This window comes from Pantoea sp. S62 (assembly GCF_016658625.1).
Classification (GTDB): Bacteria; Pseudomonadota; Gammaproteobacteria; order Enterobacterales; family Enterobacteriaceae; genus Pantoea; species Pantoea vagans.
Window position 1 is genome coordinate 34,220 of record NZ_JACVVI010000002.1, and the last position, 17,272, is coordinate 51,491.

Genomic DNA, 17,272 nt, shown 5'->3' on the forward strand with positions numbered 1-17,272 from the left:
GAATTCATGCTGGCCAATGTGACCTGCTGCGCATTATATGTTCATTAATCTGACGTTGTGAATCGGGAATTTAACCTGCCTGCAATACTTTACGTAAATTCACCGCGGATGTTAGCGCATTTCCGGAAAGCAGGGCGTGTAAAATGCGGCTTTCCGGGGGCAGTCCTGATTAAGGTTGCCACTGCGTCTGTTCACCGCTGAGTTTGCGATTCAGGAAAAAGGCGGCACTGATTAACGCCAGATGCGTCAGCGCCTGCGGCGTATTGCCCAGCGCATGACCGTGGCTGTCAAACTCCTCGGCGTACAGGCCCAGCGGATTGGCGTAGCTCAGCAGCTTCTCAAATTCAAAATGCGCTTCCTGAATCCGGCCCGCGCGCGCCAGACACTCGACATACCAGAATGAGCAGGCACCAAAGGAGCCTTCCGATCCCTTGAGGCCATCGGCTGGTGTTTCATGCGTATTGTAACGCCGCACCATACCGTCGCTGACCAGATTGGTTTTGATCGCGTCCAGCGTGGCAATCCAGTCCGGGTCGGTGGCACCGACGAAGCGCACCAGCGGCATCAGCAGCATGGAGGCGTCAAGATGTTCACCATGACGGGTGGCAGAGAAATGGCCGCGTTCACTGTTCCAGAAGTTTGCCCAGATATCTTCGCGGATCTCGCGACGCGCCCGATCCCAGCGTTCATAAGGCATCGGCAGAGATCGCTTCATGCCGAGACGCAGCGCACGATCCATTGCCACCCAGCACATCAGACGCGAATGCAGGAAATGCTCGGGTTCACCGCGCATCTCCCAGATACCGGCATCGGGCTGATTCCAGTGTTCACACAGCCAGTCGATCATCTTGACCACATGCTCCCAGCCGCGCTGCGAGATCGCCTCACCATACTTATTGGCCAGATAGACCGCATCCATAAGCTCGCCATAGATATCGAGCTGGGTTTGCTGCCAGGCGTCATTGCCGATGCGAACCGGACGGGAGTCGGCATAGCCGGAGAGATTGAGTAATTCCATCTCATGCAGCTCGGTGCCGCTGTCCAGCCGGTACATTACCTGCAGGCGCATCTCATCATGATGGCTGTTTTCAACACAGCGGCCGACCCAGTGGGTAAAGTGTTTGGCTTCATCCACGTAGCCCAGCCGCATCAGTGCATACATGCTGAACGAGGCGTCGCGGATCCAGGAGGCGCGATAGTCCCAGTTGCGTTCGCCGCCCAGCTCTTCAGGCAGGCCAAAGGTTGCCGCCGCCGCAATCGAGCCGTGCTGATGTGAAGTCAGCAGCTTCAGGACCAGTGCCGAGCGCTGCACCATCTCGCGCCAGCGTCCCTGATAGGTGCTCCGGGCGCTCCAGCGTCGCCAGTAGTTCAGCGTCTCTTCGAAGCAGTGCTCGGTGGCCAGCGCTTCGATATGTGCATCATCCACGCTGCCAAATTCGAACTGCGCATGTTCGCCAGGCTGTAACGTGAAGTGGGCAGTGGCGCTGTCGTCTTCAAGCGTCATCACCACGGAGGCTGCCAGGCGCAGCGACGGCTGACCTTCAGCATGAAAGTCGATGCAGCCGTTGTGCGCTTCGGCCCGGGTCTGCGCCCGGGCGTAGTCATGACGCGGTGAACAGCGCAGCTGAAAGGTTGCGCTGCCGCGAACCATCTTGACCCGGCGGATCAGGCGCGGCAGTTTGTTCTTATCATCACAAATCGGCATGTAGTCGGTGATTTCCGCCACGCCTTCATCATCCAGCCAGCGCGTCTGCAGGATATTCGTGTCGGGCAGGTAAAGCTGCTGACGCCGCGCATTGGGCCAGTCAGGTGCGAGGGAGAAAAGGCCGGCATCATCGCTGTCGAGCAGGGCGGCAAACACCGACGGGCTGTCGAGTTCAGGCCAGCAGAGATAATCAATAGTGCCGTCGTTAGCGACCAGCGCACAGGTGCGCAAATCGCCGATGACGCCGTGGTCTTCAATCTTACGTTTTACCTTACTCATTCTTATCTCCCTGTCAGTGTCCATCCTAACTATAGCTGAGCCATCCGATGCGGCTTCGTTTGGGCACAGATGGTTAACGCGCGATTGAATAAGGAAGGAGAGGGGAAAGTGGGCGGGTGAGACTCACGTCATCGTCAACAGGTCGCCAGACGCTTTTCAGCGGGGGGGGGGCGGGGGGGTTTTGAGAACCACCCCCCCCCGGGGGGGGCCACCACCCCCCCCCTTTTTTTTTTTTTCCCCCCCCCCCCCCCCCCCCGCGGCGCCCCCCCCCCCCCCCCCCCCCCCCCCTCCCCCCCCCCCCGCCCCCCCCCCCCCCCCCCGCGCCGCCCCACCTCTGTGTAATCAGGAGAATACGCCATTCGTTTATTGCTGATCGGCCCGGCGGTTGTGCCAGCGACGGATCACCCAGCGCAGCACAAAGGCAAAGACGACCGCCCCGACCAGCCACAGCAGATGTTTCAGATGCTGGTCGAGTTTATGCAGCCACGGCGCGATGATGCCGCCTGCGAAATAGCCCAGCGTCACAAAGATCAGCGACCAGATAGCCGCCCCGATGACGTTAAGAATAAAAAACTTCATCGGGTTAAGGCGGCTGGCACCGATGATGATGGGGCCAATCAGCCGGAAGCCATACATAAATCGCACGCCAATCACGAACAGGCTGGGGCGGCGTTTGATCAGGCGGTTTGCCTTCACCACTTTGTCCTGATGCTTTTTAAAGCGGCGAAGGATCCGCGTGCCCCAGCGGCGACCGACCCAGTAGAGCAGCTGATCGCCAACAATGCCGCCACCCATTGCCGCCAGCACGACCCCCACATAATGCAGCAGCCCCTCATGCGCGGCCACGCCGCCCAGCAGCGTAAATGTCTCCCCCTCGGCAATACAGCCAATAAAAAGTGCCAGATAACCGTATTGCGTAATTAATGCGTTGATATCCAGATGCAAAATGACTCTCCCTGTTCGGTGATGATTTCTTTCAGTCTATACGCGATTTGGCTTCGCTTCCGCCCGGCCACCACGGGTCTGTTTATTTATGCTGTTTTTTTGTCCGGTCACCACGAAAATTTCACTGCCGTTTATACTTGAGGAGACGCTGCCCCCAAAGACGCATGCATCACCGGGCGGCCCATCGCATCAGAGGAGTGACTGTATGAACCATGTCTGGGGACTTCTGGCGCATCCGAACCAGGAAATGCGTCATATCAAGCAAGAGAATGAGAGCGTCTCGCACCACTACACCCACCATGTTCTGCTGATGGCGGCGATCCCGGTGATCTGCGCCTTTGTCGGTACAACTCAGCTGGGCTGGAATCTGGGCGAGGGGCAATATGTGCAACTTAACCTGGCAACCGGCATCGCGCTGGGCATTCTGTTCTACCTGATTATTCTGGGTGGCGTCGCGGTTATGGGGCGCGTGATCCACTGGATGGCGCGTGATTATCCGCAGCGTCCCGGCGTCCAGCGCTGCACCGTGTTTGCGGGATACGTGGCAACGCCACTGTTTCTCAGCGGGCTGGTGGCACTCTATCCGCTGGTCTGGCTCTGTGTACTGGCAGGGGCGCTGGCGCTGCTCTACACCGGCTATCTGCTCTATATTGGCATTCCCCTGTTTCTGAATATCGATCGCGAAGAGAGCCTGCGTTTTTCCGGCTCAACGCTTGCCATCGGCGTGCTGGTTTTTGAAGTGTTACTGGCATTAACCGTGGTGCTGTGGGGATATGGACCGCATCTGTTCTGACTGACCGCTGCCGCCGCTCTGGCGGCAGTTCTCTTTTTACGCCCGGAAACAATCTCACCAGGAAATTTCTTAACCTAAAGCGTATGATGCTGCTGCCAGCCCGCGCGCCGACGTGACTGAAGCGGGCGGCCTGTGTCGGTCTGACACAGTACACAATCATAACCGGGTTTTTTTCTACGATGCCTGCAAAAATTCGCTCCACCCTGCTTTCGCTGGCGCTGCTCGTTTCCGGGCAGATTGTTTCACTTCCGGCGCAGGCGACGACTTCATTGTCGCAACTTACGCCTATTGCTCAGCCGCAGATCGCTTCTGGCAGTGCGATGATTGTCGACCTCACCACCAATAAAGTGCTTTTCTCCAGTCACCCGGATCGGGTCAGGCCCATTGCGTCTATCACCAAGCTGATGACCGCGATGGTGGTGCTGGATGCGCATCTGCCGATGAATGAGATGATTAACGTCGATATCAGCCAGACGCCGGAAATGCGTGGCGTATTCTCGCGCGTTAAGCTCAACAGCCAGATCAGCCGCCGCAATATGATGTTACTGGCGCTGATGTCTTCAGAAAACCGTGCCGCCGCCAGCCTGGCCCACGCCTATCCGGGCGGTTATCGCGCCTTTATCCAGGCAATGAATGCTAAAGCGCGGTCACTCGGCATGAAACAGACCCGCTATGTGGAGCCAACCGGCCTCTCAACGCAGAACGTCTCCAGCGCGCAGGACCTGGTGAAGTTACTCAAAGCGACGCGGGAATATCCGATGCTTGGGGCGCTCAGCACCACAAAAGAAGAGACGGCCGTGTTTGCCCATCCGAGCTACGCGCTGCCGTTCCGCAATACCAACCATCTGGTCTATAAAAATGACTGGCATATTCAGCTGACCAAAACCGGTTATACCGACGAGGCCGGCCACTGCCTGGTGATGCGCACGATGATTAACAATCGTCCGGTGGCGCTGGTGGTGCTGGATGCCTTTGGCAAATATACCCACTTCGCCGACGCTAACCGTCTGCGCAGCTGGATTGAGACCGGCAAAGCCGCGCCAGTGCCTGCCGCTGCGCTGGCGTATAAAAAGCAGAAGTCGGGCCAGGTTGCCAGCAATGGTGCCGGCAGTGCCGACGTTGAGTAGAAAATAGCCGGTGTTGCGCACGGCGCGCACCGGCATTGCCTGCAGGCTGAGCAGGTAGCCGGGAAGAAACAGGCAGAGGCATACAGCGATGTTCATGCCGCTGCCTGTCCCGAATCAGCCCGAAAAATGCCCGTTATTCCTATATTGCCATCCCTTGCAAAGCCCTAAACTTACGCGCGACTGGCGAGGGAAGATCGCCTGATTTAAGCTGCCGGAATCTTACACATATGTTTATACGATCCCTTTTTGCATTGTTAATGCTGGCGCTGGCAGGGTTTGCCCCGGCGCTGGCGCTGGCCGCGGATGATACGGCCGGTGCTGCTCAGGAACAGGATGCTCCGCCGAAGCTGAAGGCCGCGGTTGAACTGCCGAAAATGCAGAAGATCCTCGACAAAATTAAAAGTCAGGTTTCTGTCGATGCTGGCGAAAACAAGCTGACGCAGCTGAATGAAATGGCGCTGGAGCTCTCCGGTAATGCCGATACGCTGGGTCAGGTGCTGGTTCCCGATCGCCAGCAACTGGAAGCCCAGTTGCAGGTGCTGGGTCCGGCCCCGAAAGCGGACAGCGGCGTCAAAGAGACGCCGGAAGTGACGCGCAAGCGTAACACGCTGGAGAGTCAGAAAAGCAAACTCGACGACCAGATTAAGCAGGCGGAAGGCATTAAAAATGGCGCACTGATGCTCTCCTCGCAGATTGTTAACCTGCGTCGCGATCAGCTAAAAAGCCAGCTGGCGCTGAACTCCGGCAGCATCCTCGGGGCGCGCTTCTGGTCACCGTTGCTGAGTACACAGGATCTGGATGGCGAGAAAATTGGTGAGTTCCTGCAGGAGTTGCAGGATACCGCTGCGCTCTCCTGGGAGCCGGGCTGGCGCGTGGGCAGTGTCTTCTGGCTGCTGGCAGCGCTGCTGGTAATGACGGTGGGCCGTCGTTACAGTGAAGAGTTTCTGGCCTGGGTCAGCATTAATAAACTGCCGGAAGGGAAGCTGCGTCGCAGTTTCCTGGCGGCAGCGATAGCGCTCACCACGCTGGTGGCGGTTGTCCTCACCTTTAACTTTATCTCCCTGGCTTTCACCCGCCGTGATGAGGTCTCTGAAAACGTTCAGGACTTTGTGGATCAACTGGTTCGGCTCAGCGTCTTTTGTGGCCTGATTGCCGGACTGGGACGCGCGTTCCTTTCTACCCGTCGGCCCAGTTGGCGATTACCAACCATCTCTAATGAAGTGGCGATGGCGTTAAAACCGTTTCCACCGATTACTGCGGTGCTGGTCTTTATCTTCCAGACGGTCGAGGCGTTCAATTACAGCGTCGGCACCAGCCTGAATACCACCATTTTTGCCAACGGGCTGACAGCTCTGCTGATTGGCTGTACTGCGCTGGCGATCAGCATGCGCACCAACCGTGTGCGTCGTCGCATGACGCTGGCGGGCACCCCGCCTGAAGCGCGCTCAACGCTGGTCGGACTGATACAGATGGGCCTGACGCTGACCGCAATTGCGATCCTGGTCTCGCTGCTGATTGGCTACGTTACGCTGGCGCGCTTCCTGAGTTATGAGTTGATCTGGTGCGGCTTGCTGTTTGGCTCGTTCTACTTCCTCAGTCACCTGCTGAAAGATGGCTGTGAGAGCCTGTTTTCGACCAGTAACCCGACCGGTCGCCGCATCCAGAGTTCACTTAACATTAATGAGCGTCACCTGCAGCAGACGGCCACGCTGCTGACGGCCATCGGTAAAACCTTCCTGGTGCTGGTTGTGGCACTGGCGCTGGTCAACGGCACCTTTGCCTCCTCAACGCCGCTTGAGCTGCTGCAGAAAGCGATTGAATTTTGGGGCGGTAAAGGCCTTGAATCCCTGAACATCGTACCGGCACACATGGTGAATGCGATAATCTGCCTGATTGTCGGAATCTATGTGCTGCGCTCAGTACGCCGCTGGCTCGAAACCGATTTCCTGCCAAAAACCACCATGGATGCGGGGATGCGCGTGTCGCTGGTGACGCTGTTCAGCAACATCGGTTACGTGCTGATTATCCTGCTGACCCTGTCGATCATGGGTCTGCAATGGAACAAACTGGCGTGGATTGTCAGTGCGCTGTCGGTTGGTATCGGTTTTGGCTTACAGGAGATCGTGAAGAACTTTATCTCGGGGCTGATTCTGTTAACCGAGCGTCCGGTGAAAGTCGGCGATCTGGTGAGCATCAGCGGCATTGAAGGGGACATCCGCCGCATTAACGTGCGCGCCACCGAGATTCAGCTGGGCGACAAGTCCACGGTGATTGTGCCGAACTCGCAGTTTATCTCGCAGAACGTGCGCAATGCGACCATGGGCAATGCGCAGGGGGTGGTCACGATTACGCTGACTTTCCCGCTGGATATCGATCCGGTGAAGGTGCGCGATATTCTGCTGGAAGTTTACAACGAGAACGAACGTATTCTGGAAACGCCGGAGCCGTCTGTTTCGTTTAAAGATCTGACTCAGCAGGGCATTATTCTGAGCGTCACGGGTAACGTAGCGGGTCAGCGCCAGATCTCAGGGGCGAAGAGCGACCTGCTGTTCGATATTCTGACGCGTCTGCGTAAAGAGGGCATTCTGCTCTCCACACCGCAAACCATGATTATCGAGCGCCGTCAGATGCCGGGTGTGGAGCCGGTACCCGAAGAGAAGCTGGTTTAGGTGTGAAAGGGGCCGACTTCTGTCGGCCTTTTTTATGTTCACAACGCTGGCTTCTTCGCCCGTGCTTAACCGCGCCTTCTACAAAATTTCCACGCGGCTGGTGCGCTGCCCGTCGCGGCTCACCGAGCGGATTGCCACGGCACCGCTGACCTGCGGCGGTCTGTTGGCATCATAGCGCTGCCAGTTAACCCCCTTGTCCAGACTGTACTCCAGCGTTACCCCAGGCAAGGCCACGTTCATCGACAGGATGCCATCAACGATTTTTGCTCCCGGCACTGGCAGGCGATAATCGATACCCGCTTTATCCAGCTTCGCCAGTTCCCGCTGTCCCAGCAGGTTGGCAAATCGCTGCCAGTCATGCAGGCGTGCCTGCTGATCGACGAGATAGGTTTTGCCTCCCGTGTATTCCTGACCTGGCTGGTAATCCCGCTCCCAGCTGGCGCGGTGCCAGCTTCGTTCCGCGACCACAAACAGGCGCGGATAGATCATGTGATCCATCTGGGCATCTGTTCGCACGGTTTCGCTCCACAGCTGGGCCGACATGCCCTAAGCACCGCGCCACGGCTTCTCTGATTTAGCGCTGAAAACGTTGCCGTCGCGATCCACCGAGGTTTCCGCATTCTGCGGCAGGTTGTCCGGTGCGAAGCCGAAGATTTTACGCTCGTCGTTGAAACGCGTGCCCCAGTAGTAGCCGCGCTCCAGCGGGTTCACCTCATACGGGAAGTCCAGGTAGAGGTAGTCGGGACTGGAGATCACCACGTCGTAACCTTTCTGTGACCAGTCAGCGGCACTGTCAAAACCGCCCCAGTAGAGCGTGTCCCAGAAGTTGACCGCAACCCGCGGGGTGGCGAAGGCTGCGGCATTTCTGGCATCTTTTAAACCATCCTGCCACGCCTGCATTTTGCCAATGCCGTGCCGGTTAACAATCTCACTGACGGTCAGGGCAAAATAGCTCGGCAGGTGTGCGAAATCTTCTACTTTGCCGCTCTTCACCAGCGCCTGACAGACCTGCGATTTTGCCCACGGCAGATCTTCGTTACGCCAGTCGCGCAGTCCGGTGCCCGGTTTAGGATTATTTTCGTCAGAGTAACCTGCACCCAGCCGGATGTTTTTCGCCTCGTCGCCGCCAAAATGCCAGACATCGAGCGGCTCTCCCGCCTCCTGATGCATCGCCTGAACTTCACCGATCACCTTGTCAACAAAGCGCTGTGAGCCGTCAATGCAGGGATTAAGATAGCTGGTGCGGTCATAGAGCTGCACGGAGGTGGTATTGGAGTCGTCAGTGGGATCAATCAGGCGATACGCGCTGGCCTGTTCAGATTCTCCCTCCTTCATCAGCTGCTGATAGCGTGCTTCCATGGCGATAACCGCCGCGCGGGCATGGGCGGGCATATCGATTTCCGGGATCACCTGAATGTGGCGCGCCTGCGCATATTTCACAATGTCGATGTAATCAGCACGACTGAAGAAGCCACTGCCGTTGTTATCGCTGAACGGGCCGGAACCGAGCTGCGGCAGCAGACAACGCTGTTCAGTCAGGTCATGACAGCGTTTAGCGCCCACGTCAGTCAGCTCCGGTAAGCCAGGAATTTCAAGCCGCCAGCCCTCATCGTCACTCAGGTGAAAGTGAAAGCGGTTCATCTTCCACGCCGCCATTTGATCAAGCAGCCGCATCACCGCCTGCTTACTGTGAAAGTTACGGGCAACGTCAAGAAACGCGCCGCGATAAGCAAAGCGCGGCGCATCATGGGCTTCCAGCGCGGCGATACGCGCCGCACCCTCGCCAGGGACCAGTGAGAGAATCGACATCAGACCATAGAAAGCCCCGGCAGCATCGTAGGCCACCACAACGGCGCGGCGAGGCGTGATATTTAGATTGTATGCACCCGATTTCGCCGTTTTGCCGCTGAAGTGGCCTGGCTTGATCTGTGTCGTGATGGCGAATCCATCGGGTGCTTCTTTCAGGCCGAGCAGGGTGAGGCGCTGTTTTACCGCCTCACCGGTTTCAGGTGTCAGCCCGGTAAGCATCAGCCTGACGCCGCGGCTGAGATCGGCATCCTGCGGGCGGAGCTTCACCTCAAGCGGCGTGGGGGTGATTTGACCGCGCAGCGCAGAGACGGGCAGGGCAGCAACATCGCTGTTTTTATCAAACCGGCTGGCGGGCTGCATCAGGACATTGTGGTCATCGGCACTGCGTCGCCAGTGGTCACCCAGCGGCGATACAAACTGGCTGGAGTCTTCATGATCGGTGCTGGCAATAATTTTGGGCGCTGCCTGCCCGGACGTAACATACCAGCGCGGCATCACATCAGTGACAAACAGCTGCCAGTATTCGTTAACGATGGGAATCTGCACCGACTCACCTGCACCAATGCCGGTAAACTTCTCCGTCGGCTCCAGCCGGGTTAAGTCGCCTACCAGATGCGTCATTTTAAACTGATCGTTTTCGACCCGCAGCGTCTGGTGAACGTTGCTCATGTAGATGGCCCAGTGTTTGTCGGTCAGAGCCGGGCCGTTATTGGTCAGGGTAATGGTGGCGCGATTGCAGGCGGCATAATCGGCTCCCAGCGCGGCGCAGTCGGTGCCATTCAGAGCGGCCTGGTTGTCATTTACTTCATAAGTAATGCCAAACTGGCTGATTTGATTCACCACCTGCTGCTCTGACGGGCTGGCGCGGCCTGTGACTGCAACGCCCAACAGAGTGAGCGCGATAAGACTTAATTTTAACATGTTGATTTTTATCCTTGCTGGTGAAGAGATATCCGTAAGTCCGCAGGGCATCAGAACAGCGTAAACGGCACGATAACCATAAATTTGATGTCCTTCTCGTCCTGGAAAATGTTACCGTAACCGCCGCTGTAACTGGGCAGATCGCTGTGATTGTCGTAGCGGGTGTAGTGCAGTTTAAACAGGGTATCTTTGGCGCGGCCCTGCTGGATTTGATAGATCAGATCGAGGTTCCAGGCGGACTCTTTCAACCGCTGACTCTGGTCAACGGTGGGCAGGGTGGCGGGTCTGGCATCCCAGCCCCAGACGTACGATGCGCCCACTTTCCATCCCGCCAGCTGCCACGGTGTTAAGTCGAGCATCGCACCGGCAAAGATCGCTTTTTCGCCATTGGCGTTCCAGTCGGAACGGGCATCCCACCAGATATCCAGTCGGCCATTGGAGCTGGCATAGCCCGGCGTCATGCGCTGCAGGAAGAAGCCCTGATTGCCCTCTGCTTTGACCCAGCTGCCTTCGAGGCGCAGATCCACCGGGCCGACGTTGTAACCGATCGTGATTGCCTGTAGCCAGGCGAGGCCGTCATAAACATCCCGGGAATTAGCCGCACCGCCCTGCACGTTGTCGTGTGCACCGTAAAACTGATAGCTGGTGGAGAGTGCATTGCCGTAAGGCGTGGCCGACCAGGAGGCTTTGGCAAAATATTGATCCATATAATCTGCCGCCTGACCAAATGCACCTTCCAGCACCAGTTTATTTTTGAAGTCATATTTCATGCCGAATGAGTGCAGATAGCTGATATGCGTTTTGCCATCAGCCTGCCGGAAATCATATAAATCACGATACCAGGGTGCCTTATATTTATCACTCCACATCCACGAGCATGATAATGCTCCGGCTTCCTGAAAATCATATAGCGCACCCACTTCGACACCGCGATAGGTGCCGGGTAAGAAACTCCAGTGCGGTGCAATCAACGTCTGGCCGGTTGGCTGAATATATCCGGCGCGTAACCAGTAATCGTTATATTTAAGCTTTAGCGCGGCTTTATAAACCGAAGCACCGCCGCTGTCGCCATTCCATTTTTCATCCCAGCGGGTACGTGCCTTACTGAAGCCAATTTCGTTGGGCGCGGCGGGGCCACTGTTGGCAAGTTCGGCAGCGCCAAAAACGGCGAGGTCCAGACCTATCCACTCTCCGGCGTAGCCTGACTGGAAGTCGAGATTACTGTTGAGCGAGGCGTGATGTAAATTAGCCCGATACTGTCCCTGATAGTCACTGGCGGGATCGGTGTCTCTGCGATCCCGCTGCCGCTGCCAGTAAAAAACATTGCCTTTTAGCGATGCGTCGTCAATAAATCCGGCCGCATGAGTGGGTGATGAATTTATTGCTGACAGGGCTATTACCACAGTGGCTATTACTGTTAACGCTAACGCGAAATTATTTTTCCGCATGGTCATTCCTCCCTGAATGAAATAAAGGCAATTACACGGCTTTTTGTTTTAGTGGCGACAATCTATTTTTCGCGACGCGAATTATCAATTAGCAGGATGATGATTTGTGAGATGTTGCGCAGAACCCAATGAGAGAAAATAAAGAAGGTGCAATCTGGGAAGAGGAATTAATTTTTTGATGAAGTTGTTAGTAATAAATATGGGCCGTAAAGGGGAGTGAGCGGGTCAAAAAGAAGTGTGACGATCAGCCTGCCCGGACCGGCAGGCTGACCGATAACGCGATTAAACCTGCTTCACCGCCCAGCCTTTTTGCTTGCTGGTTTTGCCAATGCCAGGATTGAAGCTATTGGTCGGATCGAGCTGGCGATAGAACGCCGCCAGCTGCGGTTTTGCCTGATAGAGATGGCCGACATTATGCTCAGCGGGATATTCCGCCCCGCGCGCCTGCAGGATCTCCAGCATCTGCGCTTTCAGTGCATGCACATCCACCCCTTTTCTGACGATGTAATCCTGATGGAAAACATGACAGAAGAAGTGACCATAGTAGAGGCGATGGCTTAAGGATGCGCGGATCGCATCGGGCAGGGTTTCGAACCAGTCCGCATCGTTGCGACGCAGCGCGATGTCCAGCGCCAGAATATCCTCGACCTCATCTGCATGGACTGCGTGGTAGCGCACAGCCGCACCCGCTGCCGCAAAGCGATGCAGAAACGCGTGCGCACCTTCTTTGCCTTCACACTCGAAGAACTCGCCACCGCCTTCACGAAAGTAGTCGCGCAGATAGTTACGCGCTTCTGCCACGCCGTCGCCCGACATCTTCAGCATCAGATGATGTTCATATTTGTCGCGATACTGCTTCATGCGTTTGGGCAGATGCGCCGGGAACAGTTTGCTCAGGCGCTGCAACAGCCGGTCGCTGAAGTGCGGTTTAACGAAGGAGAGCTTGCTCAGCCAGGCGTCAACCCGTCCTTTCAGCGTGAAAAACAGCGGCATCTTGTCGGTGCCCAGCTTGTCGATCATCAGGAAGGTGTCTTTGCCGTAGACTTCCGCAATGTCATAAATGTCGCGGTGCATATATTCGCCCGCCACCGGCAGATGGGTGAAATGCGCCAGGATGTGACGGCGGATATCGTTAAGCACACCGGGTTCGTTGGTGCCGATGTAAAACACCTGCTGCTGCGGTTCGCTGGCGAACGTATCGAGTCGCACCGCGAAGACCGCCAGCTTCCCGGCACAGCCGGACGCTTCAAACAGGCGACGCGCATCGGCGTTGTAACGGGCGGGCGTATCCGCATCGACTTCACGGACCCGGTCGGCATATTCATGATCGGAGGCGTGACGGCCATCGTGTTGCACGTCGCCGGGCTGCCAGCGGTCGTCATCCAGTCGTCCCAGAATCTCTTCCGGCGAGGTCCCCAGATCGATACCCAGATGGTTCACCAGCTTCAGTCTTCCCTGTGCATCAATCTGCGCATACAGGGCCATCTCACTGTAGGCCGGGCCGCGCTTAATCAGCGATCCGCCGGAGTTATTACAGATGCCACCCAGCACCGAGGCCCCAATGCATGAGGAGCCAATCACCGAGTGGGGTTCACGTCCCAGCGGCTTCAGCGCTTTTTCCAGCTGATAGAGTGTGCTGCCGGGGAACGCCAGCACCTGCTGGCCTTCGTCGATCAGCTGAAGCTTATCCAGTCGCAGGGTACTGACAATCACCAGCGGACGGTCGTAATCATTGCCATGTGGTGTTGAACCTTCGGTCAGGCCGGTATTCGCCGCCTGCATCAGGATGATGACATCCGCTTTCACCAGCGTCTGCAATACCCGCCAGAGCTCCAGCAGCGTACCGGGAAACGCCACGGCCAGCGCCTCACCTTCGCCGGAGCGAAAGCCTTTGCGATAGCGGGCAGTCTGTTCAGGTTCTGTCAGCAGATGGGCAGGGCCGACCAGGCGGCGAAGGTCAGAAAGCAGGGCAGAGGTTTGTATCATGAGCAATTCCCTTGTCTTATCAGTGCGTCCTAACTGTAGCACGTCAACTGACCTCAACGCAGTGTGACAGCGGCAGCTACCTGCTATTCTCATCTTGTGGCACACTGCCGCCTGTTTATTCGATATTGCGCAGTTACTTAAGAGAACCCAACCTGATGAAATGGATTTACTCTGTTAGTCTCGCTGTCTCCCTCGCGATGCAACCCGCACTGGCTGAGACAGTGCCAGGTAACCACCCGATGACCGAACAGGCGCGTGATGCCTTCGTTAACCAGCTGCTTAAAAAAATGACGCTGGATGAGAAGATCGGTCAGCTGCGTTTAATTAGTGTCGGACCTGATAATCCGAAAGAAGCCATTCGCGACATGATTCAGAAGAGTCAGGTTGGCGCGATTTTTAACACTGTCACGCGTCAGGATATCCGCGCGATGCAGGATCAGGCGATGCAGCTCAGCCGCCTTAAGATCCCCCTGTTTTTCGCCTTCGATGTGATTCACGGTCAGCGCACTATTTTCCCGATCCCTCTGGCTCTTGCGGCCAGCTGGGATCTGGATGCCGTTAAAGAAGTAGGGCGCGTCTCTGCCTATGAAGCGGCTGACGATGGCCTGAATATGACCTGGGCGCCAATGGTGGATGTCAGCCGTGAACCGCGCTGGGGTCGTGGTTCCGAAGGCTTCGGTGAAGATACCTATCTCACCAGCGAAATGGGTCGCAGCATGGTGCAGGCGATGCAGGGCAAAAGTGCCGCCGATCGCTACAGCGTGATGACCAGCGTGAAACACTTCGCGCTCTATGGAGCCGTTGAGGGTGGACGCGATTACAACACCGTGGACATGAGCCCGCAGCGCATGTTCCAGGACTATCTGCCACCGTATAAAGCCTCACTGGATGCGGGGAGCGGCGGCGTGATGGTGGCGCTGAACTCCATCAATGGCGTCCCCGCCACGGCGGACAGCTGGCTGCTGAAAGATCTGCTGCGCGATAAGTGGAAATTCAAAGGCATCACCATCAGCGATCACGGTGCGATTAAAGAGCTGATCAAACATGGCGTCGCCAGCGATCCGCAGGAAGCGGTACGCATCGCCCTGAAGTCGGGCGTTGATATGAGCATGAGCGACGAATATTACAGCAAGTATCTGCCGGACCTGGTGAAGAGCGGCGATGTCACGATGGCCGAAATTGATGATGCGGCGCGTCATGTGCTTAACGTCAAATATGACATGGGCCTGTTTAACGATCCCTACAGCCATTTAGGTCCGAAAGAGAGCGACCCGCAGGACACCAATGCGGAAAGCCGTCTGCATCGCGCTGAAGCACGCGATGTGGCGCGTAAAAGCATCGTACTGCTGAAAAACCGGCTGGAAACCCTGCCGCTGAAAAAATCGGGCACCATTGCGCTGATTGGTCCGCTGGCAGACAGTCAGCGCGACATCATGGGCAGCTGGTCCGCGGCGGGTGTAGCGAAGCAATCCGTTTCGCTGCTACAGGGCATGCGCAATGCCACCGAAGGCAAAGCGACGCTGCTTTATGAGAAGGGCGCTAACGTCAGCGACAACAAAGGGATTCAGGACTTCCTGAACCTCTATGAGCAGGCGGTTTCCGTGGATACGCGTTCACCGCAGCAGATGATCGATGACGCGGTTGCCAAAGCGAAGCAGGCCGATGTGGTGGTTGCCGCCGTGGGCGAAGCGCAGGGGATGGCGCATGAAGCCTCCAGCCGCAGCGACCTGGTGATCCCACCAAGTCAGCAGAAGCTGTTAGCGGCACTGAAAGCCACCGGTAAGCCGCTGGTGATTGTCCTGATGAACGGACGTCCGCTGTCGATAGTGAATGAAGATCGCATGGCTGATGCGGTACTGGAAACCTGGTTCAGCGGCACCGAGGGCGGCAACGCTATCGCCGATGTGCTGTTTGGTGACTACAACCCGTCGGGCAAACTGCCAGTCTCCTTCCCGCGTTCAGTGGGTCAGATTCCGATCTACTACAACCATCTGCCAACAGGCCGTCCTTACAACTTTGCGAGGCCGAACAAGTACACCTCGCATTACTATGATGCGGTTAACGGCCCGCTCTATCCGTTTGGTTACGGTCTGAGCTACACCAGCTTCACCGTGTCGCCGGTAAAAATGTCCTCACCGACCATGCCGCGCGACGGCAGCGTTGAGGCCAGCGTGACAGTGACCAACAGCGGTAAGCGCGATGGTGCGACGGTAGTGCAGATGTATCTGAACGACCCGGTCGCGTCCATCAGCCGTCCGGTGCAGGAGCTGCGTGGCTTTAAGCGCATCATGCTGAAAGCAGGTGAGTCGCAAACCGTGACCTTTAAAATTGACGTGGATGCGCTGAAGTTCTGGAACCAGCAGATGCAGCACGTTGCAGAGCCCGGCAAATTCAACGTGATGATTGGACTCGATTCCGTTCGTACCGAGAATGCGCAGTTCAGCTATCAATAACCGTCAGCCTTTTCCCTGAACTCAGGGGAAGGTGATGCGGCGCGTCGGGAGCGTCCTGTTACCGCGCGCCGCATCATATCCACTATCAGAGCCGCCATGATTAATCTGCGTGACCGCATTCAGCAGCAGGTCTTCCGCCTTAACGGCCTGTCGATGAATGAATTTGACCTCTCTCAACCGCCTGGCGATCCCGGCCTTTTTGGCCCGGACAGCGTAATCTGGCGCGTCCATGGTGACTTCACCTCCATGATGTGCGGCGGAATCAGCGCGCTGCTATTGCAGATGCTGCATCCGGCGGCGCTGGCGGGCGTCTGGGATCACTCCAATTTCCGCGAAGATATGATGGGCCGCCTGCGCCGTACCAGTCAGTTTATTGCCGTGACCACCTACGGTAATTCGCAGGATGCACAGACGCTGATCGAGCGGGTGAAACGTATTCACCTGAAAGTCAGCGGCGTCGACAGCGCGGGCAAACCTTATGCCGCCAGCGATCCGCATCTGCTCACCTGGGTGCATGTGGCAGAGACCAGCCGTTTTCTGGCCGCTCATCTGCGCTACAAAAATCCGCAGCTTACCCGGGCGGAACAGGATCAGTACTATCAGGAAGCGGCACTGATTGCCGAAGCGCTGGGTGCAGAGAAGGTGCCGAAAAGCGTCGTCGATGTGGCAGATTATCTGCAACAGATGCGTCCGGAGCTGCGCTTTGATGAACGCACCGCCGAAGTGACGCGATTGCTGATGAATGCCCCTGCTCCGAGCTGGCAGGCGAAACCGGTGATGAAAATCATGCTGAAGTCGGGATTCGGGCTGATGCCCGCGTGGGCGCAGGCGATGTCCGGCCGTGAAATCGGCCGCTTTGAGCAGGCGATGATTGACAAGAAGATTAATGCGATTGCGGTGGGGTTGAGGTGGTCAATTCAGCGCGGGGCCTGGTATCGGGCGATGCTGAGGATGGGCAGGCTGGGGTGAGGGGCTATGAATGTCCGCTTTGTGCCAGAAGCGGACATTGAGTATCCCTTTCATGTAATCGATCGGAAGTGTTGTTATTCCATAAACGAATAATTTGACATTGTATTGCTATTAGCGCTTTTAGTATGGTCCTTTCTGTCTCTAGGACTTCCTCAATAAGGATTACAA

9 protein-coding genes and 1 pseudogene are annotated in these 17,272 nt (G+C 56.8%); 5 read left to right on the top strand and 5 right to left on the bottom strand.

Annotation, left to right across the window (positions count from 1 at the left end; genetic code table 11):
- Positions 1-169 precede the first annotated feature (169 nt).
- Positions 170-1,984 carry a glycoside hydrolase family 15 protein gene (locus tag IBT54_RS02700; protein WP_135909649.1) on the bottom strand — a complete coding sequence of 605 codons (1,815 nt, stop codon included), beginning with the start codon at positions 1,982-1,984 and terminating at the stop codon, positions 170-172.
- 363 nt (positions 1,985-2,347) lie between these two features.
- A complete protein-coding gene (locus IBT54_RS02705; protein WP_033782384.1) occupies positions 2,348-2,929 on the bottom strand; it encodes a DedA family protein in 582 nt (193 codons plus the stop codon).
- Positions 2,930-3,134: 205 nt separating this feature from the next.
- On the opposite strand from IBT54_RS02705, the gene IBT54_RS02710 reads away from it, so the two are divergent.
- The 3 genes from IBT54_RS02710 (at position 3,135) to IBT54_RS02720 (ending at position 7,518) form a co-directional block, all read left to right on the top strand.
- Positions 3,135-3,722, top strand: coding sequence for a Yip1 family protein (locus IBT54_RS02710; RefSeq protein WP_013357206.1), 588 nt, complete (start codon positions 3,135-3,137; stop codon positions 3,720-3,722).
- 179 nt (positions 3,723-3,901) lie between these two features.
- A complete protein-coding gene (gene pbpG, locus IBT54_RS02715; RefSeq protein ID WP_013357207.1) occupies positions 3,902-4,849 on the top strand; it encodes a D-alanyl-D-alanine endopeptidase in 948 nt (315 codons plus the stop codon).
- 227 nt (positions 4,850-5,076) lie between these two features.
- Positions 5,077-7,518 carry a DUF3772 domain-containing protein gene (locus IBT54_RS02720; protein WP_201251529.1) on the top strand — a complete coding sequence of 814 codons (2,442 nt, stop codon included), beginning with the start codon at positions 5,077-5,079 and terminating at the stop codon, positions 7,516-7,518.
- A gap of 78 nt (positions 7,519-7,596) precedes the next feature.
- Here IBT54_RS02720 and IBT54_RS02725 read toward each other — a convergent pair.
- From IBT54_RS02725 to dld, 3 genes and pseudogenes are all read right to left on the bottom strand, one after another.
- Positions 7,597-10,248: pseudogene (locus IBT54_RS02725) on the bottom strand (beta-N-acetylhexosaminidase).
- A gap of 50 nt (positions 10,249-10,298) precedes the next feature.
- The gene (locus IBT54_RS02730) at positions 10,299-11,696 is read right to left on the bottom strand and encodes an OprD family outer membrane porin (RefSeq protein ID WP_201251530.1); all 1,398 of its coding nucleotides are present in this window, start codon (positions 11,694-11,696) and stop codon (positions 10,299-10,301) included.
- Positions 11,697-11,978: 282 nt separating this feature from the next.
- A complete protein-coding gene (gene dld, locus IBT54_RS02735) occupies positions 11,979-13,682 on the bottom strand; it encodes a D-lactate dehydrogenase (RefSeq protein WP_135909639.1) in 1,704 nt (567 codons plus the stop codon).
- Between the two features lie 155 nt (positions 13,683-13,837).
- On the opposite strand from dld, the gene bglX reads away from it, so the two are divergent.
- Positions 13,838-16,135 carry a beta-glucosidase BglX gene (gene bglX / locus IBT54_RS02740; protein WP_201251531.1) on the top strand — a complete coding sequence of 766 codons (2,298 nt, stop codon included), beginning with the start codon at positions 13,838-13,840 and terminating at the stop codon, positions 16,133-16,135.
- Positions 16,136-16,231: 96 nt separating this feature from the next.
- Positions 16,232-17,104, top strand: a complete 873-nt coding sequence (locus IBT54_RS02745; RefSeq protein WP_013357213.1) for an oxygenase MpaB family protein — start codon at positions 16,232-16,234, stop codon at positions 17,102-17,104.
- Positions 17,105-17,272: the final 168 nt, after the last annotated feature.